At 66.5% G+C, this 22,847-nt stretch carries 27 protein-coding genes and 3 tRNA genes; 15 read left to right on the top strand and 15 right to left on the bottom strand.

What is annotated here, in order from left to right; genetic code table 11:
• Positions 1-11 precede the first annotated feature (11 nt).
• Positions 12-767, top strand: a complete 756-nt coding sequence (locus tag M1247_RS03135; RefSeq protein WP_317154787.1) for an SDR family NAD(P)-dependent oxidoreductase — start codon at positions 12-14, stop codon at positions 765-767.
• Here the strand turns inward: M1247_RS03135 and M1247_RS03130 are convergent.
• Positions 764-2,641 (bottom strand): alkyl/aryl-sulfatase, encoded by a 1,878-nt coding sequence (locus M1247_RS03130; RefSeq protein WP_317154786.1) that lies wholly within the window; start codon positions 2,639-2,641, stop codon positions 764-766. The genes M1247_RS03135 and M1247_RS03130 overlap by 4 nt on opposite strands.
• Positions 2,642-2,734: 93 nt before the next feature.
• On the bottom strand, positions 2,735-3,610 hold the full coding sequence (locus tag M1247_RS03125; protein ID WP_317154785.1) for an NAD(P)-dependent oxidoreductase: 876 nt from the start codon (positions 3,608-3,610) through the stop codon (positions 2,735-2,737).
• Between the two features lie 103 nt (positions 3,611-3,713).
• On the opposite strand from M1247_RS03125, the gene M1247_RS03120 reads away from it, so the two are divergent.
• Positions 3,714-4,052 carry a winged helix-turn-helix transcriptional regulator gene (locus tag M1247_RS03120; RefSeq protein ID WP_317154784.1) on the top strand — a complete coding sequence of 113 codons (339 nt, stop codon included), beginning with the start codon at positions 3,714-3,716 and terminating at the stop codon, positions 4,050-4,052.
• Position 4,053: 1 nt separating this feature from the next.
• On the opposite strand, the gene M1247_RS03115 is transcribed toward M1247_RS03120, so the two are convergent.
• Positions 4,054-4,557: a metallophosphoesterase family protein gene (locus tag M1247_RS03115; protein ID WP_317154783.1), complete on the bottom strand. Its 504-nt coding sequence runs from the start codon at positions 4,555-4,557 to the stop codon at positions 4,054-4,056.
• Between the two features lie 138 nt (positions 4,558-4,695).
• Between M1247_RS03115 and M1247_RS03110 the strand changes: the two genes are divergently transcribed.
• Entirely contained in the window at positions 4,696-5,340 is a 645-nt protein-coding gene (locus M1247_RS03110; RefSeq protein WP_317154782.1) for a porin MspA, read from the top strand.
• A 73-nt stretch (positions 5,341-5,413) separates the two neighbouring features.
• On the opposite strand, the gene M1247_RS03105 is transcribed toward M1247_RS03110, so the two are convergent.
• Genes M1247_RS03105 through M1247_RS03095 form a run of 3 tightly spaced genes read right to left on the bottom strand, consistent with a single transcriptional unit; the run spans position 5,414 to position 8,528 of the window.
• Positions 5,414-6,856 (bottom strand): FAD-dependent oxidoreductase, encoded by a 1,443-nt coding sequence (locus tag M1247_RS03105; RefSeq protein WP_317154781.1) that lies wholly within the window; start codon positions 6,854-6,856, stop codon positions 5,414-5,416.
• A complete protein-coding gene (locus M1247_RS03100) occupies positions 6,853-7,629 on the bottom strand; it encodes a DUF4873 domain-containing protein (RefSeq protein ID WP_317154780.1) in 777 nt (258 codons plus the stop codon). The genes M1247_RS03105 and M1247_RS03100 overlap by 4 nt, the downstream gene beginning before the upstream one ends.
• Entirely contained in the window at positions 7,626-8,528 is a 903-nt protein-coding gene (locus tag M1247_RS03095) for an AurF N-oxygenase family protein (RefSeq protein WP_317154779.1), read from the bottom strand. Before M1247_RS03095 ends, M1247_RS03100 begins: the two co-directional genes overlap by 4 nt.
• 52 nt (positions 8,529-8,580) lie before the next feature.
• On the opposite strand from M1247_RS03095, the gene M1247_RS03090 reads away from it, so the two are divergent.
• From M1247_RS03090 to M1247_RS03080, 3 genes are all read left to right on the top strand, one after another.
• Positions 8,581-9,210: a TetR/AcrR family transcriptional regulator gene (locus M1247_RS03090; protein ID WP_317154778.1), complete on the top strand. Its 630-nt coding sequence runs from the start codon at positions 8,581-8,583 to the stop codon at positions 9,208-9,210.
• 15 nt (positions 9,211-9,225) lie between these two features.
• Positions 9,226-9,579 (top strand): Fe-S protein, encoded by a 354-nt coding sequence (locus M1247_RS03085; RefSeq protein WP_317154777.1) that lies wholly within the window; start codon positions 9,226-9,228, stop codon positions 9,577-9,579.
• A 247-nt stretch (positions 9,580-9,826) separates the two neighbouring features.
• A complete protein-coding gene (locus M1247_RS03080; RefSeq protein WP_317154776.1) occupies positions 9,827-10,093 on the top strand; it encodes a hypothetical protein in 267 nt (88 codons plus the stop codon).
• 24 nt (positions 10,094-10,117) lie between these two features.
• On the opposite strand, the gene M1247_RS03075 is transcribed toward M1247_RS03080, so the two are convergent.
• Positions 10,118-10,193: transfer RNA gene (locus tag M1247_RS03075), tRNA-Arg, on the bottom strand.
• 35 nt (positions 10,194-10,228) lie between these two features.
• Positions 10,229-10,320 (bottom strand) — tRNA-Ser (locus tag M1247_RS03070).
• Between the two features lie 87 nt (positions 10,321-10,407).
• Here M1247_RS03070 and hisC point away from each other — a divergent pair.
• Together hisC and M1247_RS03060 are read left to right on the top strand one after the other, a co-directional pair.
• The gene (gene hisC, locus M1247_RS03065; RefSeq protein ID WP_317154775.1) at positions 10,408-11,493 is read left to right on the top strand and encodes a histidinol-phosphate transaminase; all 1,086 of its coding nucleotides are present in this window, start codon (positions 10,408-10,410) and stop codon (positions 11,491-11,493) included.
• Complete coding sequence (locus tag M1247_RS03060) at positions 11,493-11,954, top strand: DUF4334 domain-containing protein (RefSeq protein WP_317154774.1); 462 nt, start codon at positions 11,493-11,495, stop codon at positions 11,952-11,954. The genes hisC and M1247_RS03060 overlap by 1 nt, the downstream gene beginning before the upstream one ends.
• Here M1247_RS03060 and M1247_RS03055 read toward each other — a convergent pair.
• A complete protein-coding gene (locus M1247_RS03055; RefSeq protein WP_317154773.1) occupies positions 11,951-12,496 on the bottom strand; it encodes a TIGR03086 family metal-binding protein in 546 nt (181 codons plus the stop codon). The two genes, M1247_RS03060 and M1247_RS03055, sit on opposite strands and share 4 nt — an antisense overlap.
• An 18-nt stretch (positions 12,497-12,514) precedes the next feature.
• Here M1247_RS03055 and M1247_RS03050 point away from each other — a divergent pair, with 18 nt between their 5' ends.
• Entirely contained in the window at positions 12,515-13,330 is an 816-nt protein-coding gene (locus M1247_RS03050; protein ID WP_317154772.1) for a crotonase/enoyl-CoA hydratase family protein, read from the top strand.
• Here the strand turns inward: M1247_RS03050 and M1247_RS03045 are convergent.
• Genes M1247_RS03045 through M1247_RS03035 form a run of 3 tightly spaced genes read right to left on the bottom strand, consistent with a single transcriptional unit; the run spans position 13,317 to position 15,643 of the window.
• Positions 13,317-14,225, bottom strand: a complete 909-nt coding sequence (locus tag M1247_RS03045) for an NAD-dependent epimerase/dehydratase family protein (RefSeq protein WP_317154771.1) — start codon at positions 14,223-14,225, stop codon at positions 13,317-13,319. The two genes, M1247_RS03050 and M1247_RS03045, sit on opposite strands and share 14 nt — an antisense overlap.
• Positions 14,226-14,627 (bottom strand): hypothetical protein, encoded by a 402-nt coding sequence (locus M1247_RS03040; protein WP_317154770.1) that lies wholly within the window; start codon positions 14,625-14,627, stop codon positions 14,226-14,228.
• Positions 14,624-15,643, bottom strand: a complete 1,020-nt coding sequence (locus M1247_RS03035; protein WP_317154769.1) for a LacI family DNA-binding transcriptional regulator — start codon at positions 15,641-15,643, stop codon at positions 14,624-14,626. The genes M1247_RS03040 and M1247_RS03035 overlap by 4 nt, the downstream gene beginning before the upstream one ends.
• Positions 15,644-15,714: 71 nt before the next feature.
• Between M1247_RS03035 and M1247_RS03030 the strand changes: the two genes are divergently transcribed.
• Genes M1247_RS03030 through M1247_RS03020 form a run of 3 tightly spaced genes read left to right on the top strand, consistent with a single transcriptional unit; the run spans position 15,715 to position 19,144 of the window.
• Entirely contained in the window at positions 15,715-17,328 is a 1,614-nt protein-coding gene (locus M1247_RS03030) for an amidohydrolase (protein ID WP_317154768.1), read from the top strand.
• Positions 17,328-18,764, top strand: a complete 1,437-nt coding sequence (locus tag M1247_RS03025; protein ID WP_317154767.1) for an APC family permease — start codon at positions 17,328-17,330, stop codon at positions 18,762-18,764. Before M1247_RS03030 ends, M1247_RS03025 begins: the two co-directional genes overlap by 1 nt.
• Entirely contained in the window at positions 18,761-19,144 is a 384-nt protein-coding gene (locus tag M1247_RS03020; RefSeq protein ID WP_317154766.1) for a hypothetical protein, read from the top strand. The genes M1247_RS03025 and M1247_RS03020 overlap by 4 nt, the downstream gene beginning before the upstream one ends.
• On the opposite strand, the gene M1247_RS03015 is transcribed toward M1247_RS03020, so the two are convergent.
• A complete protein-coding gene (locus M1247_RS03015) occupies positions 19,128-20,021 on the bottom strand; it encodes a TIGR04222 domain-containing membrane protein (protein ID WP_317154765.1) in 894 nt (297 codons plus the stop codon). The two genes, M1247_RS03020 and M1247_RS03015, sit on opposite strands and share 17 nt — an antisense overlap.
• A 142-nt stretch (positions 20,022-20,163) precedes the next feature.
• Here M1247_RS03015 and M1247_RS03010 point away from each other — a divergent pair, with 142 nt between their 5' ends.
• The 3 genes from M1247_RS03010 to M1247_RS03000 all read left to right on the top strand — a co-directional run bounded on the left by M1247_RS03010 (position 20,164) and on the right by M1247_RS03000 (position 22,173).
• Entirely contained in the window at positions 20,164-20,658 is a 495-nt protein-coding gene (locus M1247_RS03010; protein ID WP_317155017.1) for an ABC transporter permease, read from the top strand.
• Between the two features lie 7 nt (positions 20,659-20,665).
• Entirely contained in the window at positions 20,666-21,427 is a 762-nt protein-coding gene (locus M1247_RS03005; RefSeq protein ID WP_317154764.1) for a hypothetical protein, read from the top strand.
• 122 nt (positions 21,428-21,549) lie between these two features.
• Positions 21,550-22,173, top strand: a complete 624-nt coding sequence (locus tag M1247_RS03000; protein ID WP_317154763.1) for a hypothetical protein — start codon at positions 21,550-21,552, stop codon at positions 22,171-22,173.
• Positions 22,174-22,196: 23 nt separating this feature from the next.
• Here the strand turns inward: M1247_RS03000 and M1247_RS02995 are convergent.
• Both M1247_RS02995 and M1247_RS02990 read right to left on the bottom strand, forming a co-directional pair.
• Positions 22,197-22,283, bottom strand: a tRNA-Ser gene (locus M1247_RS02995).
• 18 nt (positions 22,284-22,301) lie between these two features.
• Entirely contained in the window at positions 22,302-22,814 is a 513-nt protein-coding gene (locus M1247_RS02990) for a MarR family winged helix-turn-helix transcriptional regulator (protein ID WP_317154762.1), read from the bottom strand.
• Positions 22,815-22,847 lie beyond the last annotated feature (33 nt).

Genomic DNA, 22,847 nt, shown 5'->3' with positions numbered 1-22,847 from the left:
ACCATACTGACGTGGGATACGCCGACGAGCTGTTCGACCTGACCGGCAAGGTGGTGCTGGTGACAGGCGGCAGCCGCGGCCTGGGCCGGGAGATGGCGATCGCGGCCGCCCACTGCGGCGCCGACGTGATCATCGCCAGCCGCGACATGGAGTCCTGCATCGTCACGGCCGAGGAGATCGCGGCGGCAACCGGGCGCACCGCCTTCCCCTATCAGGTGCATGTCGGGCGCTGGGATCAACTCGACGGTCTGGTCGAGGCCGCCTACGGCCGGTTCGGCAAGGTCGATGTGCTGGTGAACAACGCGGGCATGTCACCATTGTATGAATCACTGTCAGCGGTCCCGGAAAAACTGTTCGACGCCGTGTTCAATCTGAACGTCAAGGGCCCATTTCGCCTGTCGGCGTTGATCGGTGAGCGAATGGTGGCCGCCGGTGCCGGAGTCATCATCAATGTCAGCTCGTCGGGGTCGTTACGGCCGGACGAACACATGCTGCCGTACGCGGCGGCCAAGTCCGGGCTGAACACCCTCACCGAGGGGCTGGCCAAGGCGTACGGTCCGACGGTTCGGGTCAACACGTTGATGGCGGGCCCGTTCCTCACCGATGTCAGCAAGGCGTGGGACATGGCCGGTGAGCCGTTCGGCCACCTCGCGCTACAGCGGGCGGGCGACCCGTCCGAGATCGTCGGTGCGGCACTGTTTCTCATGTCCGATGCGTCAAGCTTCACCACCGGATCGATCCTGCGGGTGGATGGCGGGCTGCCCTAGGGGGTAACGATGTCGAAGTTCGGATCAGGTCGGTCCAGTACCGCGATGAACGACGCCAGCGCATCGGAATCCCCGGTGATCTCCAGTCCCGGTGCATCATTGTCTCCGGCGGCGAGCGCCAACAGCCGCAGCTTGTTCGCCAGGACGACGGCGGCGTGCGCGGTCGCCGGTTCGGCGGCGATCTTTCGATAAACCAGGACTCCGTTGCGCAGGGCCAGTCGGTAGTTGTCGCCGGTGTCGCCGAAGGTGACATCGAAGGCGATATCGAGATCCCATGCTCGCGGTCCGTTCACGTTGATCGCGAAGGTATCGAAAATCTGCTCGGGTGTGAGCTGGCCGAGCAGCGACGGCGATGCGGGCGTGGTCGGGGTGCCGAAGGTCCCGTCTCGCAGTTCGGTGGCCCCGCTCAGGAAGAAATTGCGCCATACGGCGTTCTCCGCGCCGTATGCGAGCTGTTCGAGGGTGTCGGCGTACAGCGCGCGGGCCAGGCCGTGTTTCTGGTCGGTGAAGATCGCATGGTCCAACAGAGTTGCCGCCCAGCGGAGGTCGCCGTTGTCGAAGGCCTGTTGCGCAAGCTCCACGACACGGTCGATACCGCCCATGGCCTCGACATACCGCGGTCCGAGCGCTTCGGGCGGGTGCGGCCACAGCCGCGCGGGATTGCCGTCGAACCACCCCATGTAGCGCTGGTAGACGGCCTTGACGTTGTGGCTCACCGAGCCGTAGTAGCCGTGCGTGTGCCAGGCCGCCTCCAGCGCGGGCGGCAGCTGGAACTGCTCGGCGATCTCGATGCCGGTGTACCCCTGGTTGAGCAGCCGAAGCGTCTGGTCGTGCAGATAGGAATACAGATCCCGTTGCAGGGACAGGAATTCGACGATGTTCTCCCGCCCCCACGTGGGCCAGTGATGAGAGGCGAACACCACGTCCGCCCGGTCGGCGAACGTGTCGATCGCCTCGGTCAGATACCCCGCCCAGCCGTGCGGGTCGCGCACCAGGGCACCCCGCAGTGTCAGTAGATTGTGCAAATTGTGCGTGGCATTCTCGGCCATGCACAACGCCCTGAACTTGGGGAAGTAGAAGTGCATCTCGGCAGGCGCCTCGGTGCCCGGCGCCATCTGGAAGTCGATCTCGACACCGTCGATGGTGTGGGTTTCACCGGTCTCGCAGATGTCGACGGTAGGCACGATGAGGGCGACCTCACCGGTCGAGGGCACCTGACCGAGGCCGCAGCCGATCTGCCCCCGCGGTCCACGGGCCAGCGCCGCTCCGTACATGTAGGCCGCGCGCCGGGCCATCGCGGTACCGGCGTAAACATTCTCCTGCACTGCGTGGTCGGTGAAATGCTCGGGCGCCAGGATCACGACCTTGCCTGCGTCGACATCGGCCTGCGAGGTGACGCCGAGCACCCCACCGAAATGGTCGACATGACTGTGCGTGTAGATGACCGCTCGAACAGCGCGGTCCCCGCGGTGTGCCCGGTACAGCGCCAGCGCAGCGGCGGCGGTCTCGGTGGAGACCAGCGGGTCGATGACGATGACACCGGTGTCGCCCTCCACGAAGCTGATGTTCGACAGGTCCAACCCACGCACCTGATAGATGCCCTCGACGACTTCGTACAGCCCTTGATTGGCGCACAGTTGCGACTGACGCCACAGGCTCGGATGAACGCTTCTAGGCGCATCCCCCGCCAGAAAACCGTACGAGTCGTTGTCCCACACCACCCGTCCGTCCGCGGCCTTGACGACACACGGCTCCATGGCCCCGATGAAGCCCCGATCGGCGTCGGCGAAATCGTTCGTGTCACGGAACGGCAGCCTCTTCAGGTGATCGCGATGTGCTGATTCGATCGTTGCGGTAGGCGCCTTCTGATCCATACTTACGAGACTGCCACCGGCAGGTAGCCCCGGGCATGCGAACTATCCGATTGCTGCACGCCGCGTCGATGTAGCTCCGGAACGCGGTTGTGCTCATGCCACACGCGCCTTCCTGATGCCCTCGATCACGCGGGCGAATCCGTCATTGCCGTGCCCGGCGTCGATCTGCCGGTGGATGAGTCGTTGCACCACGTCGACGACTTCGGTGCTGATGCCCTGATCCCGGCTGGCATCGACGATGTCGCTGATGTCGGAGAAGTACAGGCTCTGCTGGCCCGGCACACGGTAGTCACCGCCGTCGATGACCTCCGCGTACGCCGCGAGCGAGGGCATGAGCGCAGGCAACCAGGCCGCGGCGCGGGCCGCGAAATCCTTGGCGGGCACACCGGCCGCGCCCACCATCGCCGCACCGTGGAAGAACCCGGCGAACATCACGTACATCGCCGACAGCAAGGCCAGGTCGTAGAGCGAGGCCATGCCCGCGTCGTCGCCGAAATACTCAGCGTCGCCCCATAGTTCGATGAGGTCTCGATACTCGGCGAACAGCTCCGATGACCCGCTGTAGAGCACGCTGGACTTCCGCGTGCCGATCATCGCCGGCGTGGCCATGATGCCGCCGTCGAGGTAGGCCGCGCCGGCCGCCGCGGCCCACCGGCCCAGTTCCCGCGCGCCGTCGGGTGATGTCGTGGTCACGTTGACCAACCGGCGTCCGGCCAGCTGGTCCACCACGGGGTCGAGTACCGCGTGCACCGAGTCCCGGTCGAACAGGCACACCACGATCACATCGGCATCCAAGGCCGCAGCCACCGTCGACACCGGTATCGCACCCTCGGCGCGCAAAGCGGAGGCTTTCCCGAAGCTGCGATTCCAGACCACGGTGCGGTGACCGGCCTCCAAGACGGCCCGGGCGAGTGCCGAACCCATCTCACCCACACCGAGAAAACTCACTGTCAGTTGTGCGGTCGTCATGCGACCATCGTTGGTGCGACGCGGAGTTTCGGGCAAGTACCCACTTTAAAGTGCCATACTTACTAATACGTAACTATTGGCGTTGAACTGCGAGGATCCTCTGATGAGTCAGCTTGGCAAGTACACCTGCGGGCTGGATGCCGCGTTTGCGGTGGTCGATGGCAAATGGAAGCCGCTGATCCTGTGGGAATTGCAGGGCGGTCCCAAACGATTCAATGCACTGCACCGCAGCCTGCCCGGGGTGTCGCAGAAGATGCTCACCCAGCACCTCAAAGAGCTACAGCGACACGGGGTGGTGCACCGGGAGAGCTACCACGAGGTGCCGCCGCGGGTCGAGTACTCGATGACCCCGGCCGGGGTGCAGTTGCTCGATGCCCTGGAGCCACTGGGCGATTGGGCCACCGAGCACATCGAGCTGATCTGCGCGGCCGAGGCCGGATGAGTCAGCTGCGGCGCTCCAGCGTGTGCAGGGTGACGCCGCTGAGCACGGAGCCCGACACATTCGCGGTCATGTAGGTGCAGAACGGCTGGCGGCGCCGGTCGGTGGGTGAACCCGGATTCAGCAGGCGCAGCCCCGTTTTCGCGGTGGTGTCCCAGGGGATGTGGCTGTGCCCGAACACCAGCACATCGGTATCCGGATAGGCCCCGGCCATCCGTGCCTCCCTGCCGGTCGCCGCGCCGGTCTCGTGGACGATGGTGAACCGCAGGCCTTCCAACGTGACGTCGGCCCGCTCCGGCAGCCGGCGTCTCAACTCGGCCCCGTCGTTGTTGCCCCAACATGCGACCAACCGTCTGGCGCGCCCGCTCAGCACATCGAACAGCGATGGTTCCACCCAGTCACCGGCGTGCAGAACGACGTCGGCGTGATCCACTGCATCCCACACTGCCTCGGGCAGATCCCGCGCACGCTTGGGCACATGGGTATCGGCGATGAGCAGAAGCCGCACGAACCCGACCGTACGTTATGGCACCGCGAACCGCAGAAAGCCACGCGACTGTAACTCTTCGCTTATTCTCAGCGAATCCCTGGAATAGGACCCGTGAATCGCCTGATCCCCGGGTGACCGTCGGACGACAGGATGAACATGAAGGCAATCAGTCGGGTGGCTGTGGCGGTGGTGTTGGCGGCAGCGGCTCTGTTTACGAGCACGGGCACTTCTCACGCGGGTCTGGACAATGAGATGAGCCTGGTCGATGGCCAGGATCGCACCTTGACCGTTCAGCAGTGGGACACCTTCCTCAACGGGGTGTTCCCCCTGGACCGCAACCGGCTGACCCGTGAGTGGTTCCACTCCGGTCGCGCCAAGTACATCGTCGCCGGACCGGGATCTGAGGAGTTCGAAGGCACTCTCGAACTCGGCTACCAGATCGGCTTCCCCTGGTCACTGGGCGTGGGAATCAACTTCTCCTACACCACCCCGAACATCCTGCTCGACGATGCGAACATCAACCCGCTCTCGGCCGGCTTCAACCCGCTGGGCTCGGTCATCACCCCGAACCTGTTCCCCGGCGTGTCGATCTCGGCTGACCTGGGCAACGGCCCCGGCATCCAGGAAGTCGCCACCTTCTCGGTCGACGTCAAGGGCCCAGGCGGCGGTGTCGCGGTCTCTAACGCCCACGGCACTGTGACCGGCGCGGCCGGCGGCGTGCTGCTGCGTCCCTTCGCCCGCCTGATCGCCTCCACCGGCGACAGCGTCACCACCTACGGCGAACCCTGGAACATGAACTGACATCAGGTTTACCCTGATCAGGGTCGGCGCGTCTCACTCCTCCCCTAGCTGGAGCGTGGCGCGTCGACCTTATCTATGCCCCTTTGGACCGGGCCGGCCACAGCCGCAGTCTGCGTTTCCCGGCGCGGAACTGCGGCGCGGTCAGTCGGCCGTGCTCATAGTCGGCCAGCAGGGTCGACACGGTCTCCTCGGCGCAGGTGCGGTTGGTCCCGATCCCGCCATTCGGCCCCCGTTTCACCCAACCCGTCGCGTAAACGCCCTCGGTCACCCGGCCCTTCACCGTCGGGATGGTCGCGGTCGCGGAATCGAACGGGACACCGTTGATCACCCGGCCACCGAATCCGATCGACCGCAGCACCAGTCCCGTCGGTAGGTACTCGCCCGTGCTCAGCCGGATGCCGGTCACCGTGTCCTGCCCGTCGATCTCCACCGGCACGGTGTTGAAGCGCAGAGCGATCCGTTTGTGCCCTGGCGTCGTCGGGCGGCCGGCAAGCTCGCGCAGGAGCTGATGCTTGTGGCCCGCACCGGCGGGCACGTCGGCCGGATCGACGACGATATCGAGTCCGGGAATCCTGCTGAGCGCGTAGAGCTCCGGTGTGGTGAACGCGGCATGCTCGGCGCCACGGCGACCGAGGATGACGACGTCCTCGATGGTGCTGCGCCGCAGCGATGCCAATGCCCCGGTGGCGATGTCGGTGTCCGCCAATGCGTCCGGGTCGGCGGTCAAGATTCGCGCCAGGTCCAGTGCGACGTTCCCGTTGCCGATGACCACCGCCCGGCGCCCGGTGAGGGCGGGGCTGAGCCCGGCGTGATCGGGATGCCCGTTGTACCAGCCCACGAATGACATGGCCCCGATGACGCCGGGCAGGTGCTCTCCGGGAATGTCGAGCAGGCGTTCGTCGCTCGCACCGTTCGCGTAGACGACGGCGTGGTGGTCGGCCAGCAGCTCGTCGTGGCTGACGTCAACCCCGACCTCGACGTTCAGATGCAGGGTGAAGCGCTTCTGCTCACCCGGCGTCAATCGGAACTGGTCCGCGAGCGCCTTGGTGCCCGGGTGATCGGGAGCCACGCCGTAACGGATGAGTCCGTGTGGCGCGGAAAGCCGCTCATACATGGTCACCCGTACGCCGGGATGACGCAGCAGTGCCTTCGCCGCGTAGAAACCAGCGGCGCCTGAGCCCACAATCGCCACCCACAGTCCGCCTGCGCCGATCCGCACCATGGGCAGCGGGGCACGGCGCTGCCAATCGGGTGTGATCGGATTATGTTGGTAGTAATCGGCATTGAACTTCGCATACCACTGATCGTCTGATGACAACTTGCGCTCCGGCAGGATCGCGTCGACCGGGCAGGCATCCGCACATGCGCCGCAGTCGATACAGGTGTCCGGGTCGATGTGGAGCAGTTCGGCGGTGCCGAACCCGGGCTCATCCGGTGTGGGATGGATACAGCCGACGGGACAGACCGCGATGCAGGACGCGTCATTACAGCAGTTCTGGGTGATCACATAGGTCATGAAGCGTCCTGACCGAACTGGGCGAGCGCGGCGAGCAACGGAAGCGGGTACGGCGAATCCCCGACACCCGCGATGTGCGAGCCGCCCCACGGGTCCTGGTCGACGAGCATCGCTTCCACCGGATGGTGATCGCCGATGCGAATCACCACCGGCTGGTTGAGACCGCGATGCAGACCGGACAATTCGGCAGACGGATAAACCCGACCCGACCACCGCACCGCGTTGTCGACGGGTTGGAACAGCGCGAGCAGGTGCACCTCTACCTCGATCTCGGTGCCGTCGTCGTCGATGAGCACGGCCGGCCCGCGGTAATCCTCGTCGTCCTCCTCGCGGTCGGCAGCCCTGGTGAACTCGTAGTCCGCCAGATCCGGCTTGCGACGGGCGTTGCGGCGCAACCGGACCATGCCCTCGTCAAGGTTGCGGCTGTACTGCGCCTGCACATGCGGTTTGACCTCGATCCGGGTGCAGCCCCGGTGGGCCAGTGCCCTCAGGCATGCGGAGACGTAGGCGGCAGCATCGGGATCGGCCACGGTGAAGCGGTTGGGGTGGCCGCGCCTGGCCATCCCGAGATATGCGTGTGGACTGGATGGGATGGGTACGGTGTCGATCAATACCCGCGCGCTGACCTCCCCGATCAGCCAGCGGTCCTGCTCAGGGTCGAATACCGCCGGGGCGCTCGCGTCGAGAATCAGCACGTCGCCACCACCGCGCAACGCCTCCACCAGAACCGGTGGGGCAGCACCTGATACGGCAACGTCGACGGATGTGCTCACTCCAGAAACCCGTAGTGGCGCCACATCCGGCGAGAGAACGCGCTCATCATGCCGTTCTCCTCGCAGAACTGGTAGAGCCCGCGGAACGATTCCTGCCGCAGGGCATTGACCTGGCGGTTGGCCTTGGCCTGGCGCATCGCCTCACGGACATCGAGGCCGCAGCGCCGGTAGACCTCTTTGTCGTACATGAGGCGACGGATGACGAATCCGGCAATCCCGTTGAGGTCCTTGGCAAGCCGACGTTCCAGCCACGTCGAGTGCTGCAGGCGCCGCTGCACACCTTCGCGCGCATACCGGATATGGCGAGCCTCCTCGGCGGTGTGAATGCGGAAGACCTGCGCCATGATCGGCTGCAACTGCGGGTGATGGGCGTACCGGCGCTGCAGATCGTCGAGCAGCTCCTCGCCGCACAATGCCGCGCCCCACAGCAGCAGACCCTTGTAGAGCGCCGGGAGCCGCTGCACCGTCCACGCTTCGAGCTTCGAGAGCCGGTAAGGCCTAGCCCCGATGGCGCTGACAGTGCGACCGAACATGATCATGTGCCGCGTCTCGTCACCGATCTCGGTCAGCGCGTAATGCACGTTCCGCGACGTCGGGTCCTGGTAGAGCATGGCGCGCAGCAGGCCCTGATTGAGCGTGTTCTCGAACCACACGCCGCGGCTGAGCATGTTGGCGGCCTCTTGCCGCGACAGTTCCACCCGCTGGGCGTGCGTCATCTGGTCCCACAGCGGGGTTCCGTACAGCGACAACCCTTCCGGGGGCAGATAGAACAGGTTCGGATCCTGCGGAGCGTCCCAGTCGATATCGATCACGGAGTTGTAGGACCGGCGCATCGAACCACCGATCAACCGGTCAGCCATCTCCTGTCGGTGGGCCTCATGTGCGGACATCACTGTCATGAATGGAAGGTTAGACAGTTTTCGTCTTAGTGTCTATGCATAGAATTGGTGCGTGAAACGACGGCCCGCAACCAGCGCCGATGCGGGCGACACCCGAGCCAGAATCCTCGATGGCGCGCTCCAACTGGCCGCCATCACGGGGCTGCGCAAGTTCTCGATGGAGGAGATCGCCCGGCAGGCCAAGATCGGCCGGGCCACCCTGTACCTCTACTTCAAGGGACGTGACGCGCTGATCAGCGCGGTGGTGCAGAGCGAGCTCGCCCGCTACTTCGACGGCATCCAGGTGGTCGTCGACCAGTACGACGACACCGAGGATCGGCTGGTCCACGGTTTCGGTGAGGCTTACCGGTTACTGCGGCATCACCCCGCCCTCTCGACGATCCTGCGCGTCAACCCGGAACTACTCCGGCCCTATCTGATCGCCGAGAACAGCGAGGCGCTCAACCTGGCCCGCGGCTTTGTGGACTCGACGATCGTCGAGGACGAGATCCCCGAATCGGCCCGAGCACCGTTCGCCGAACATCTCTCCCGTGCGATCCACTCGCTCATCCTGATCCCCGGCGGGGTGCTGAACATCGATTCGCCCAACGGCCCCGAGGACTACGCGCGCCGTTTCCTCCTGCCGGTGCTGCGTGCGATGCGAACGGAACTCGCCACTGCCCGACCGGATGCGTCGCCATAGCCTTAGACTCCGGCCATGGATCTACTACGCAATGTAGTTGTTTATCTTCACCTGATCGGATTCGCCGTGACTTTCGGTGCCTGGGTCGCCGAGGCGGTGGCCCGGCGCTTCCTGGTGACCAAGGTCATGGACTACGGCATCACGTTGTCCCTGGTGACCGGGTTGGCCCTGGCCGCACCATGGCCGTCGGGAATCGAACTGAATTACCCGAAGCTCGGCGTCAAGCTCGTCATTCTGCTGGCGCTCGGGGCGGTACTGGGTATCGCGAGCGTCCGTCAGCGCCGGACCGGACAACCGGTGCCGGCGTTGTTCGCTGCCGCCGGTGTGCTGCCACTGCTCGCCGCCGGAGTGGCGGTGTTGTGGAGCTGACCTCACGTTTGCGATTGCAATGACGTAATGTCGCCCGTACAACGGTATTTGTCGAGGCAGGTACGGGTTGATGGGTCACAGACACGCCATGGCGACCGCAAAGGTCATGCGGACTGCTGCATTCACGGGATGCGGCACACCGCACGCAGCGGTTTGCGCTGCCCGGGCGAGACCACGCGCCGGGCGCCTCTCGCGGCAGTTTCACCACGACGCCGACGACATCCCAGGACGCCGATACGCGGGTCATATGCGGACCGCGGCGACGATGGTGAAGGGTCGCTCGCCGTGGATGAACGACCGCGTCGCCACGCTGTGCCGGCTCCTTGACGACCACCATGGTTTTCGCGTGCCCAAAGAATTGGCCCGCGCCGCGGTCGCCGATCATCTCGACCTGCTGGCGTCCATCTTTCGGATCCCCCGCCAAGGCGCCTACCGCTACGTGACCGACGAGGTACTCCGCGACATGGCCAGAGAGATGGCCGCCGAACTCCACGGCCGCTCAGGCCGCGACTGAAAGCTGCCGGGGCGGCAGCAGGTGTGGTGCGCCCGAAGGGATTCGAACCCCTAACCTTCTGATCCGTAGTCAGATGCTCTATCCGTTGAGCTACGGGCGCGTGGTTATTCAGTTGTGTGGTTGACAAGTCAACCGTGGCGGAGGCGAGAGGATTTGAACCTCCGGTCCCCGGTAAGGGGGACAACTCATTAGCAGTGAGTCCCATTCGGCCGCTCTGGCACGCCTCCTTGAGCTTCTGTGAGGGTACCGGACGCCGTCCTGGTGCCCGAAACCGCCGAGGGCACAGATTACACAGGCTCCCTTATGCTGACCAAATGGCTATCCGGTTGCGCCCAGAAATTGCCGATCTCCCGGCCTATGCGCCGGGCAAGACGGTGCCCGGCGCGATCAAGATTGCGAGCAACGAAACAGTCCACGGACCGCTGCCGAGCGTGCGGGCCGCGATCGAGAAAGCCACCGACAATCTCAACCGTTACCCCGACAACGGGTACCGCGACCTGCGGGAACAGCTGGCCAAGCACGTCAACTTCGCGCCGGAGAACATTGCGGTGGGCTGTGGTTCGGTGAGTTTGTGCCAGCAGCTGATCCAGATCACCAGCAGCGTCGGTGACGAGGTGCTGTACGCCTGGCGCAGTTTCGAGATCTATCCGCTGCAGGTCCGCACCGCGGGCGCCACCAGCGTCCAGGTGGCGTTGCGTGATCACACTCACGATCTCGACGCGATGCTGGCGGCCATCACCGACCGCACCCGGCTGATCTTCGTCTGCAATCCGAACAACCCGACGAGCACGGTCGTCGACCCTGAGGCACTGGCCCGGTTCGTGGCGGCGGTGCCGCCCCACATCCTGATCGTCCTGGACGAGGCCTACGTGGAGTACATCCGCGACGGGTTGCTGCCCGACAGCTTCGGGCTGGTCCGCGCCCACCGCAATGTGGTTGTGCTGAGGACGTTCTCGAAGGCCTACGGCTTGGCCGGGCTACGGGTCGGCTACGCGGTGGCCGATCCTGACATCGTCACCGCCCTGGGCAAGGTCTACGTGCCGTTCAGCGCCACCAGCCTGTCTCAGGCGGCGGCCATCGCCTGCCTGGACGCCGCGGACGAGCTGCTGGCCCGCACCGATGCCGTCGTCGCCGAACGCACCCGGGTGATGACCGCGCTACGCGGGTCCGGATACACGGTGGCGCCCTCGCAGGCCAACTTCGTCTGGCTGCCGCTGGCCCCCGACCGCACCCCGGATTTCGTGGCGAAGGCCGCCGACAACCGGATCATCGTGCGCCCGTACGGTACGGACGGTGTCCGGGTCACCGTCGCGGCACCGCACGAGAACGACGCCTTCCTGGAATTCGCCGAGCGCTGGATCGCGGCCTGCGGCGCCGGGCAGACCACAGGAGATCAGTGATGACTGACGTACGCGGTACTTTCGACGAGTTCAAGAACCGCGAAGGGCAGATCCCCGACGCCGAACTCGACGCGTTCTGGGCCCTCCTCGATCCCGCAGGCATCGACTTCATGATCGGTGAGTGGCAGGGCGGCGAATTTCAGACCGGGCACAAGGCCAACGGATTCATGAAGCGTCTCAACTGGTTCGGCAAGACCTTCAACTCGGCCACCGACGCCAAGCCGCTGGTGTGTCTCGACGCCGAGGGCAACAAGTTCTCCAACACCGAGGCCATGAACGGCGAAGCCAGCCTGTGGCTCGAGGAGTTCCGCGGCCAGGTGACAGCCTCGATGGTCTACGACGGTCGCCCTGTCCACGATCACTTCAAGGTGGTCGACAAGGACACCGTCATGGGCATCATGAACGGCAAGGGCGCGGTGGTCGACGGCCGCCACCTGTATTTCTTCCTGCAGCGCGTCTAGCCCGTCGGCCGCCGGCCGGTGAAGGCCAGCAGGCGGTCCAGCGCAGGCGCGTCGTCAGGCAGTTCGATGGGGTCGTCGAATCCCGCACGCTCCCGTCCGGCAGGCGTGATGATCGATCGGACCCAACCGAGGACGATTTCCGGTTGCTGATCGGGCACGTCGACCGTCTGTCCCGTCGCCGCTGCGTAATCCCAGGCGTGCACCAGGAATTCCAGCGACAGGATGCGCGCCATCATCGCCGCCGGCGCCTCTCCCGGTCCGAACGGGACCGTGCCGTCCAGCCCCCGGCGCTGCCACGCGGCCACGGCAGGTGCGGCCGCGGCGGCCACCTGTTCCGCCACCGGCGCGTCGCGGTCGCGCTCGGGGATCTCACCACCTGCGGCCGTGCCGATCAGCGTGATCGAGTTCATCAGGTGATCGGTGAGCCCGGCGACGTCGAATTCCCGGCACGGTGTCTGTTTGGCCAGGTCGTCCACATCGATGTCCTGTAGTACCTGCTGCAGCACACCCAGCGTCGCCTCGGCGCATTCGAGTTCATTCATGCAAGTAGTGTCGCCTGCATGGCTGACACATACGAGTCTGTTTCGGTCGAGACCAAAGATCGCGTCGCGCAGGTGACGCTGATCGGCCCCGGCAAGGGCAACGCGATGGGACCGGCGTTCTGGGTGGAGCTGCCCGAGGTATTTGGCACGCTCGACGCCGATCCCGAGGTGCGGGCCATCGTGCTGACCGGTTCGGGTAAGAATTTCAGTTACGGACTGGACCTGCCCGCGATGGGCGCCACGATGCCCGGGCTGGATGCGGGGGCCAAGGCCCGCGCCGAATTCCATACGCGCCTGCTGAAGATGCAGGGCGCGATCACCGCGGTCGCCGACTGCCGCACACCCACGGTCGCTTCGATCCACGGCTGGTGCATCGGTGGCGGAGTGGACCTGATCAGCGCGGTGGACATCCGCTACGCCGGCGCCGACGCCAAATTCTCGGTGCGGGAAACGAAACTAGCCATCGTCGCCGACGTCGGCAGCCTGGCCCGGTTGCCCCTCATCCTGAACGACGGGCACCTGCGCGAACTTGTGCTGACCGGCAAGGACATCGACGCTGCGCGCGCCGAGAAGATCGGACTGGTCAACGACGTCTACCCCGACGCCGACGCGTCACTGGCAGCCGCACACGCCACCGCCACCGAGATCGCCGCCAACCCGCCGCTGACCGTGGCGGGCGTCAAGGACGTGCTCGATCAGCAGCGCGTCGCCCGGGTGTCGGAAAGCCTGCGGTACGTGGCCGCGTGGAACGCTGCGTTCATGCCCTCGAAGGACCTGGCGGAGGCGGTCACCGCAATGTTCCAGAAGCGGCCGCCGCAGTTCACCGGGGAATAGGCGTCCAGCCGAGGTCGGCCTTGGCTTTCGCGTTGGACAGCGGTAACCAGGTCCGCCCGAACGCTGTGGCCGGATAGGGCGCGACGAGGTTGACCAGGCGGTGGGAGATGGGCCATGGCCGCGGCCTGCCCAGCTTCGCGTTGAGCTCACGCACATAGTCGCCGAAGGACTGTGGCCGGTCGTCGACGATGTTGTAGATCTCGCCGCCGCGCCCCCGCTCCAGCGCGTCGGCAGTCGCCCGCGCGACATCGTCGATGTGTATCCAGGACAGCATCCCGTTGCCCGTGATCGCCGGCACCGCCCACCACTTCGCCAGGCGGTGGAACAGGTCATCGTGGGTGACGCCGGGTCCGTAGAAGACGCCGTAGCGCAACACGATTCCCTCGGTAGGACTGTGGTCGCCCGAAGTCAGGACATTGCGCTCCATGCCACGCAGAGCGGCGAGCATCTCCGCGCCGCCGCGCGGCGGTGGGCCCGGGTACGGGTCGGTCTCATCCATGACGGCCCGGCCCGTCGGGGCGTAGCCGTAGGCGAAGATCACCGATTCGGCGACCACCCGACGCACGCCGGCCCGTTGCGCGGCGGCGACGAGATTGGCGGCCCCTCGGCTCCACAGTTCTTTGGCTGGGTCGAAATCCTTGATCCGGATAGGGCCCAACTTGGGCAGCGTGGTCAGCAGGCTGACCACCACCTCGGGGGCGAATTCAGCCATCGCAGAGTCGATCTGAGCAGCGTCCAGGACGTCGGCCACCACGGGCTCGGCGCCCGCCGCGGAGATCTGTGCGATTTTGCCCGGCGACCGGGTCACGCCGATCACCTCGTGGCCGCGGGCAGTGAGCTCCCGCAACACGGGAATGCCGGGGACACTCGTCGCACCGGCTACCAGAACACGCATTTATCTCACCTCCTTCTCGTCGGAGATACTGGCGCGCAATGCAATCGCCAACAGAACCGTGGTGAACACCAGCCCGCCGGCTTCCAGCCATCCCACCCAGCTGCCCGCGGCATGGCCGGTGTCGATTAGGTGACTCAGCGCGTGCAGCGCCCAGTGTGCGGTGGCGAACGCCAGCGCGGGCACGCGCCACCGCGACCACCGCAGTGCGCCGAGCATCAACAAGCCCAACGGTAGCTCGAAGGATCCGTTGTCGAAGATGTAATGGTCGTTGCGCACCCCGAACGCGCCGAGGGTCTCGAAGAACGGCCCTGGCGCCAGGAGCATGAACAACCCCAGGGCCACCGAGTAGATCCCGAACACTCCCAGCACCACATCGGCATAGCGCGAAGATGAGCGCGTCACTGCGCTTGCCGCCTCATCGAACTGGCTCGGACCTGCAGTGTGCTGGGCACGTACACGGGGCCTCCGGATTCGCGGCCGTCCAGCCGGTCGATCAGCATTTCCACGGCCGCCTCGGCCTGCCGGTCGGGGTGTAGATCGACCGCGGTGACGGCGGGATCGCTTTCGCGCGCCTCGCGCCCGTCGATCCCGCCGACCACCAGAACGTCCTGCGGGATGCGCAGCCCGCGGTCCCGGCAGGCCGTGACCACACCGTTGGTGTAGCCCTCGGCGGGCGCATAGATTGCGTCGGGAGGCGTTGCGCTGTCGAGCAATTGGCATGCTGCCTGGTACGGCGCGCGATGGTCGAACTGCACCGGTACCCGAACCCGCAGATCCGGGTATCCCGTCTCCCTGCTCCAGGCCAGGTAGGCGTCGTCGATGTCGATCGACCAGGCCCGGGTCCAGGCGGTGGTGAGTAGCGCGATGCGCCGGGCGCCTTGCGCGCGAAGGTGATCCAGCACCTGCCGGGTGTTGGCGGCATTGTCACCGGAGACGTAGTGGAATCGATCAGGTCGGCCCGCGTCGCGCTCAATCGATACGACGGGAATTCCGATGCCCTCCAGAAGGTCGATCTGCGGATCGGAGGCGATCGGATCGCACAGCAGGACGCCGTCGGGATTGATGGACTCCCAGTCTGCGGCCGTGCTGAGCTCGGGCGGTAGCACCAACGCCCGGTTGTGTTCGAACGCGGCAGAGGCCGCGGTGACCGCGATCGTCATGTAGTAATCGAGCGCCACGATCTGGCGGGCGACCTCGCGCCCGTGCTCACGAGGCAGGATCAGCACCAGGGAGCCCGTCCGTCCGCGCCGCAGCGCCTGGGCCGTCACGTTGGGCCGGTAACCGAGCCGGTGTGCGGCAGCGCGCACGCGTTCGACCGTGGCCGGGCTGACCTCACCTTTGCCATTGAGTGCGTGCGACACCGTGGTAGCCGAGACGCCTACGGCCTCGGCTACGTCGCGGATCGTCACTCGGGCCACTCGCTGACGATACCTCGCCGAAATCGATATAGGACTTGACCTAAATCGATTTGGGTATAGCCTTTGTCGCCATGGACTCTGTGCTGCCGATCACATCGGGGCTCATCGTGAACGCCGACATCTGCACCCTCGATGACACGCTGCCCCGAGCCGAAGCGATCAGTTGGGCCGACGGCAGGATCACCGCCGTCGGCAGCACCGCCGAAGTCCTGGCTGTCGCACCCCGGGGAGCCGACCCCATCGATCTGCGCGGCGCTACCGTGACTCCCGGGCTCATCGACTCCCACTTCCACCCGGCCTGGGGCGCGGAACTCTCGCGGGGCGCCGACCTCGCCGGGCACACCTCGATTGAGGAGCTGTGCGCCGCGCTGCGGGCCGAGGCTGCGCGCACGCCGGAAGGCCGGTGGGTGCGAGCCTGGAATCTCGATTACGCGGCATTCGCGCCGACGGGCATCCGCGCCGGACTCGTCGACGAAGCCGTAGGTGGCCGTCCCTTCATCGGGGTCTTCTACGACCTGCACACCGCGCTTGTCTCGTCCGCGGCGATCCGCGAGAGCAACCTGACCGGGCGTGAGACGTTTCCCGACGCCGCCGCCGTCGTGGTCGACGAGTCGGGCCGTCCGACCGGCGAATTGAAGGAGCCGTCCGCGTACCTTCCGCTGACCACGGCCCAGGCCGAGACCGCTGCCGATGCGGTCCTGGACCGGCTGGCCGGTGTGCTGAGCGGGCTGAACCGGTGCGGCGTGACCGGTGGTGTGGTCATGGACGCCGACGGTGACGCGCTCGACACCTACGCTGCGCTGGACGACGCAGGGCGGCTGTCCGTGCGCCTCGTCGCCGCGCTGTGGCATCACCCCGACCGTGACGATGCGGGGATCGCCGAGTTCGTCAAGCTCGCCGCACGCAGCGGTCGGCGCTGGCGCAGCGGACTGGTCAAGATCTTCAGCGACGGCGTGATCGACACGGGGACCGCGTGGCTACGCGAGCCGGACACCTGTGGCTGTGGGTCGCACCCGTTCTGGCCGGATCCGCAGCGATTGCGGGACGTCATCGCGCAATACACCGCTGCGGGAACACAACTCGCAATTCACGCAGTCGGCGATCAGGCCGTCTCGTTCGTCTTGGACGGCTATCGCGACGCGGGCGGGGCCGTGCGGCACCGACTGGAACATCTGGAGCTGCTCGAAGACGTCGACGTCGAGCGGCTGGCCGAGCTGCAGATCACCGCGTCGATGCAACCGCTGCACATGCAGTGGCGTCAAGCCGATCACAGCGACTCCTTTGCGCGCAGGCTCGGACGGCGCCGCGCGGCGAAAGCCTTCCGGGTCGCCGACGTCATCGCCGCGGGCGCCCCGGTGTGTCTCGGCTCGGACTGGCCGGTGGCCGACCCGGACCCGCGATACGGGATGGCCTGGGCGCGCCTTCGTCGCCGTCCCGGCGATCGAGGCGGACACGTCTTCGAACCGGACCAACGCCTCACCGGCGAGCAGGCGCTGCTCGGCTACACCGCCTGGGCGGCAGAGGCTCTCGGCGATACCGACCGCGGCCGGATCCGGGTCGGCGCTCGTGCCGACCTGACTGCATTCGCCGACGATCCGGTGCGGGTGGATGCCGATGACCTGATCGATCTACCGATACCGCTCACCGTCGTCGACGGCGAGATCGTTCACCGAGAGGACGCCTGATGACCGACCGCACCACCGGCCGCCGATCAATCGGAGTATGGGACCTGGTGTTCTTCGTCGTCGCCGCTGCCGCGCCGCTCGCGGTGATGTCGGGGGTGGCACCACTGGCCGTGATGTTCGGCGGCGTCGGCGCCCCTGGCGGCTATCTGCTGGGCGGCATCGTCATGGCGGTGTTCGCAGTCGGGTTCACTGCGATGAGCCGCCATGTCGACAACCCGGGGGCGTTCTACGCGTACATCTCCCGCGGGCTGGGCCGCACAACGGGATTGGGCGCAGCGTTCGTCGCGGTCTTGTCGTATGTGCTCATCGCCATCAGCTTCGTCCCGGCGATCGGCGTCTTCGCCCATGACACCGCCCTGTCACTGACCGGATTGGACATTCCGTGGCAGCTCTGGGCGGCCGCAGGCTGGCTGATCGTCGGCGCCCTCGGCTACATGAACATCACCCTGAGCGCGAAAGTCCTCGGCGTGCTGCTGGGCCTGGAGGTACTGGTGCTTGTGCTGTTCGCCGTGCCGATTCTCGTCCAGGGCGGGGCAGAAGGTTTGAGCTTCGACAGCTTCAACCCGGCCAACGTCTTCGGTCCCGGGGTGGGCGCACTGTTCGTGCTGGCCTTCGGCGCTTTCCTCGGGTTCGAATCCACCGCGATCTACAGCGAGGAAGCCAGAAACCCCAAACGGACTGTGCCGCAGGCGACGTACATCGCCGTCGGATTTCTGGCGCTGTTCTATACCGTCGTGCTGTGGGCGGCGATCATGGCGTACGGACCGACCACGGCCGTCGAGGTGGCGACCGAGGATCCCACCGGGATGTTCTTCACCGCCACCGAAAAATGGGCGGGCACACCGGTTGCCAACGCCATGCACGTGCTGATCGTGACCAGCGCGCTGGCCGCCGCGTTGGCATTCCACAACGCCAGTGCGCGTTACCTGTCCGCCCTGGCGGGCGAGCAGGCCCTGCCGTCCTGGCTCGGCCGCCGCACGCCCACCGGCTCCCCCGGCGCCGCCAGCATCGCGGTCTCGGTGGCCGCCGCCGTCATCGTCATCGTCTTCACCCTCGCCGGTGCCGATCCCTACACCCATACCTTCATCTGGCTCAACGCAATCGGCATTCCCGGCATCATCGGGCTGCAGGCGCTGTGCTCAGCGGCGGTGGTGGCGTTCTTCCGCCGCGACCCCCACGGTCACGGCATCTTCACCCGGCTCGTGGCACCGGCGGTCGCCGCCGTGGCGTTGACCGGCACGGTGATCCTCATCGCCGTCAACTACGACCTGCTCACCGGGGCCGGCGCAGCCGTCAATACCGTTCTGCTGCTGGTGCTTCCCGTAACGTTCGTTGCGGGGCTCGTCGTCGCGCGCATCATGCGGTCCCGTCGTCCCGAGGTCTACCGGCAACTCGCCACCGTGCGCCCTGACGAGCCGACGAGCGTGGGCGGATGAGCGCGCTCGTCACCGCAGGCGTACTCGAGCTCACGGCCGGCGTGCTGAGCGGCTGGCTGATGGTGGCGGCCGGGTCCGACCAGTGGCGAACCCGGCTGCGCATGGCCGACACCCGCCGCATCCGACAAGGTCACCTCGACCTGCTGATCATGGGCGCCATCCTCGTCGCGCTCGGTGCTGCCGACCTGCACCTGCCGGATGTGGCGACGGTCCTGATCATCGTCGGGTCCTGGATCGCGCCGCTGTTGTTCTTCCCGCTGGCCTGGAAACCCGCACTGGGCGAATGCAAGCCGCTGGCCTGGCTGGACCGTGCCGGATTCGTCATGCTGACCGTGGGCTACCTGACCGCCGCCGTCACCGTGCTCATCCACCGCAGTTGAATTCCGGCTCCCCACAGGCCGCAGCACCGCACGCGCCACAGGAATCGGCCTTGGCCTCCGAGCCACCCACCCCGAACCGCTGGGCGAACCGCGGGTCCAGCAGCCACAGCGCAGCCCCGCCGAACAGCGCCACCGACAGCGCTGCGGCATCGGGGCCGTAGGTGGTGAAGGCGGGCCGCCGGGACGGTTTGAGACAGTCCCATCGCCGCCTCGCAACCGCCAGCACCGCGTCACCGGCAGGAGTCGCGCGCGGTACCTGCAGCGCGCAGATACACACCACGATCAATACCACGAACTCCGCGATGAACCATCCGAATCCGGCCCCGGAGCGGGTGACCACCTGGACCGGGAGCCCGCCCACCACCGCCAGCACCGGCGGGGTCGCCACGAGAAAGAGCAGGAACCGGTGCAGCCGGGGGGTGTGCACGCCCCGCGCGATCAGCTCGTCTTCCACGGCACGCAGCAGTCCCTTCATCTGGCCCGCGATGCCGACCACCCCCTGCTCGCCGTCGGCCTCGGCCAGGCGGAGAACCTCGCGGTGAAATGGGTCCAGCTCGGCCGTCGCGGCGGAATCGGTTGCGGCCGAAGGCAGGTGGTCCGGGTCCGGTTCATCCCGCCCGGTCTCGGCGCACACCAGACCCTGCATCCGCAGGCTCGCGAGCGCCGCCGCCACCGCCGGCCCCGATCCGGTGCGCAAGTACCCCAGCTGCACCGGTGTCAGTTCCGCTGCCACCTGTTTCACCGCGATCGCAGCGGGGCTCGTCTCGCAGGACCGCAGCGGCCGCTGCACGACGACTGCCATGGCGACCAGCGCCAGACTCACCGCAGCCCACCACAGCATGCCCACCACGATCGGTCCCGAGCCGAAGGCCGTCACGTTCACCTCCCCTGTGTTCGGTCGGACCATCGTGCCGCGGGTCCGCCGGCTACCGATCACAAGTTCGGGCGACGTCGGCGTGCCCATCGCTGGATAGGGTGGGTGACAAAGAGACACGAGCGTGGGGAGGGGCATCGTGGACATGGGTGAGCGATCCGACCTCGCGACGCCGTCGGGCCGTGCCTATCGCTGGTGGGGCGTCGGCGCGATCGCCTGCCTCGTCCTGGCGGGGATCGGGGTGCTCGGCGCGGTCCCCCTGATGGTTCTTGGCTCCGGCGATCTCGGTGGGCTGCCAGGGCTGGGCGCGGCGGCGGTCTTCGTGCTGCTCCCCGCGGGCATCATCGGTGCCATCTACTGCGGTCACAAGCGGTACCGCGCGTCGTTCGCGAACGCGCATGTCTCCGAGGGGGCGATCGCGGAGGTCTCCGAAGTGCGCAACTCCGAGGACAACTCGTATTACTTCATGCTCACCGTGTCCGCCGCAACGGAAGACGGCCCGATCATCCGCAGGCACTGCACGATGGGCGGGAAACACCCTCGCCCGGAGATCGGACAGACACTGCGGTTCCGGCACACCACGCTCGACCCGGACAACCTGGAGGACGCGCTCTTCGACAGCATCCTCGAACACCGGTGAGGAGCCGATGAGTCCGACCGAACTACGACACTGGCCCGCCGATCCCGCGTCCGCGTGGGCGCAGGCAGTCACTTCGCCAATGCCGATCGCACGGCCCGGTGAGCCGCCGCAGATCAAACCGCTGGAGGAGATCGCGGCGAAGGCGAGACAGCAGCGCGTGTTCGTGCCGACCGTGGCCCTGGTCTTCACCGTGGTCGGGGCCGTAGTGGTCGTCGGGCTGCTCGCCGGGGTGTTCCCGCTCAGCGGGCGAAACACCTCCGCTGATGTGCAGTGGGTCGCCGGCCCTCTACTCCTGATCGCTGGACCGGTGCTGTGGATCGCGCACCGCAGCTGGAGAACTCGCGAGGAACGCCGAGGTTTCCCACCGGCCCGGGGTGTGCTGTGCGAGGTCTATCCGACGAAGTTCCACGTCCACGACGGCGATGGGTACTGCCTCACGTCCGTCGCGATCGATGCGCGGACCTCCGACGGGCAAGCGACGAAAATCTCGGCGGCCTTCTCGATCTGGCTGGCTCGGCTCGACTCCGACGAGCAGGCAGGCAGCGAGGCGAGAGACGCATGGCAGGCAGGGGGCGGTAAGGGGATCGCGAACGTCTACGGCTCGGAGGAGTTCTTCGGACCGGAAGCCGCGGGTGGGTACCTCGTCCGGGGAACTGTGCGCCGCTCCCCGTGGGCGCTGCTGCTCGACTGGCGGGTACCCGGGGATCCCGCGCACCCACTGCGGTGCGCGCTCGTACTCGCCGTCGACGGCAAGGGCTGCACGCCATGATCTTCGTGAACCTGCCCGCCACCGACGACGCCACCGAGGAGCTGGATGCGGCGGTGAGGTGACCGAGGCCCGCATCGCGGCGGACGCACATCCGGGTCACTGTCCTGTGGAAACATTCGTCCATGAGCACGCGGGACACAGAACAGGGCGCACCCCGGCCGAACCACCGTCTGAAGTATGCCGTCGTCGTGGCGGTCGTCGTGGCCGTCACCGCGGTGCTCGTGGTCGTCGGCGATGTGCCCGGCCGGATCATTCACGCTCTGGGCATTGCGCGTGAGGACCTGTTCTCGTCGCAGCGGCTGGACTCGGAACTGGACGTGGTACGCGCGCGGCTCGGCGACCTGCCGCTACGGCGGGTGAAGGTGATGTCCAATTTGATCTCGGTGGAGGCCGTCGCCCACGACAGTCGTCTGCACCTCTACTGGGTGCGCGACGGCGAGGTGGAGGGCATGGACTCGATGTCCGACGTGCACGCGGGCGAGGCAACGTTCACCGCCGCGGATCTGTCGGGGCAGCGGGTACGGGCAGCGGTGTCAGATGTTCGCAACCTCGGGAAACCCGGCGAGATCCAGCTGGTCTCCTACGAGATCGAGCAGGGACGTCCGCTGTCCGTGGCCGTATGGATCAGACACGACCCTATGAGCTCGGTGCTGCATCTCGATCCGCAGGGCGGTACCACCGTGGTGCGCGAAGAGTCGATCGAGACCGACCAGCACACCTCGGCGTTCGGCGGCTGCTGGTGTTGATGAGGCCGCACACCAGCGAACAGCGGTGGCGGAGGGATTTGAACCCCCGGTCGGGTTTAGCCGACTCTCGCTTTCAAGGCGAGTGCATTAGGCCGCTCTGCCACGCCACCGCCGATAAGAGTACGGGTTCATACCCGGCCGATCTTCGCGGGCGGTGCTCCGGTCTTCAACGCGACGCTGATCCGGCGACAGTTCTCGCCCATGGCCGCGATCTGGGGCCGGGACAATCTGCCGAGGAAATGCGTACGCACCCCCTGGCTGTAAGTGCACATCGCTTTGTCCACCGACGCCCTGCCTTCGTCGGTGATGGTGGCCATCACCCCACGGCCGTCGTCCGGGCTGGCGCAGCGGGTTACCAACCCCTGCACCTCCAGGCGGCGGATCTGCCGGGTCACCCGACTCGGCAATGACATCAACCGGTCCGCAAGATCCCCCATGCGCGCCGACCCCGTCGAAGATTTGTCCAACATATCGAGCAGCCGCACATCATTGAGGGTCAAATGGTGTGCATCTACGAGCGACCGATTCAAAGTCGCATACATCCGTAATGCCGAGTCGAGGTAGTTCTGCCACGACCTTTCCTCGGCTATATCCAGGCCCGGCATCTCGCCCGCCGTGCGCCCAGCAATCATGCCTGTCATTGCGCAAGCGTAAGGGAAGTCGTTATCGCTGCA

The organism is Mycobacterium appelbergii (assembly GCF_032883035.1).
GTDB lineage: Bacteria > Actinomycetota > Actinomycetes > Mycobacteriales > Mycobacteriaceae > Mycobacterium > Mycobacterium appelbergii.
This window is presented reverse-complemented; position numbering and strand designations above follow the sequence as displayed.

Coding starts and splice junctions, on each gene's coding strand:
- M1247_RS03045 (WP_317154771.1), bottom strand. CDS start 14,225: ATGCGTGTTCTGGTAGCCGGTGCGACGAGTGTCCCCGGCATTCCCGTG.
- M1247_RS03105 (WP_317154781.1), bottom strand. CDS start 6,856: ATGACCTATGTGATCACCCAGAACTGCTGTAATGACGCGTCCTGCATC.
- M1247_RS03030 (WP_317154768.1), top strand. CDS start 15,715: ATGGACTCTGTGCTGCCGATCACATCGGGGCTCATCGTGAACGCCGAC.
- M1247_RS02990 (WP_317154762.1), bottom strand. CDS start 22,814: ATGACAGGCATGATTGCTGGGCGCACGGCGGGCGAGATGCCGGGCCTG.
- hisC (WP_317154775.1), top strand. CDS start 10,408: ATGGCTATCCGGTTGCGCCCAGAAATTGCCGATCTCCCGGCCTATGCG.
- M1247_RS03080 (WP_317154776.1), top strand. CDS start 9,827: ATGCGGACCGCGGCGACGATGGTGAAGGGTCGCTCGCCGTGGATGAAC.
- M1247_RS03050 (WP_317154772.1), top strand. CDS start 12,515: ATGGCTGACACATACGAGTCTGTTTCGGTCGAGACCAAAGATCGCGTC.
- M1247_RS03085 (WP_317154777.1), top strand. CDS start 9,226: ATGGATCTACTACGCAATGTAGTTGTTTATCTTCACCTGATCGGATTC.
- M1247_RS03000 (WP_317154763.1), top strand. CDS start 21,550: ATGAGCACGCGGGACACAGAACAGGGCGCACCCCGGCCGAACCACCGT.
- M1247_RS03095 (WP_317154779.1), bottom strand. CDS start 8,528: ATGACAGTGATGTCCGCACATGAGGCCCACCGACAGGAGATGGCTGAC.
- M1247_RS03005 (WP_317154764.1), top strand. CDS start 20,666: ATGAGTCCGACCGAACTACGACACTGGCCCGCCGATCCCGCGTCCGCG.
- M1247_RS03120 (WP_317154784.1), top strand. CDS start 3,714: ATGAGTCAGCTTGGCAAGTACACCTGCGGGCTGGATGCCGCGTTTGCG.
- M1247_RS03025 (WP_317154767.1), top strand. CDS start 17,328: ATGACCGACCGCACCACCGGCCGCCGATCAATCGGAGTATGGGACCTG.
- M1247_RS03060 (WP_317154774.1), top strand. CDS start 11,493: ATGACTGACGTACGCGGTACTTTCGACGAGTTCAAGAACCGCGAAGGG.
- M1247_RS03020 (WP_317154766.1), top strand. CDS start 18,761: ATGAGCGCGCTCGTCACCGCAGGCGTACTCGAGCTCACGGCCGGCGTG.
- M1247_RS03055 (WP_317154773.1), bottom strand. CDS start 12,496: ATGAATGAACTCGAATGCGCCGAGGCGACGCTGGGTGTGCTGCAGCAG.
- M1247_RS03125 (WP_317154785.1), bottom strand. CDS start 3,610: ATGACGACCGCACAACTGACAGTGAGTTTTCTCGGTGTGGGTGAGATG.
- M1247_RS03010 (WP_317155017.1), top strand. CDS start 20,164: ATGGGTGAGCGATCCGACCTCGCGACGCCGTCGGGCCGTGCCTATCGC.
- M1247_RS03110 (WP_317154782.1), top strand. CDS start 4,696: ATGAAGGCAATCAGTCGGGTGGCTGTGGCGGTGGTGTTGGCGGCAGCG.
- M1247_RS03130 (WP_317154786.1), bottom strand. CDS start 2,641: ATGGATCAGAAGGCGCCTACCGCAACGATCGAATCAGCACATCGCGAT.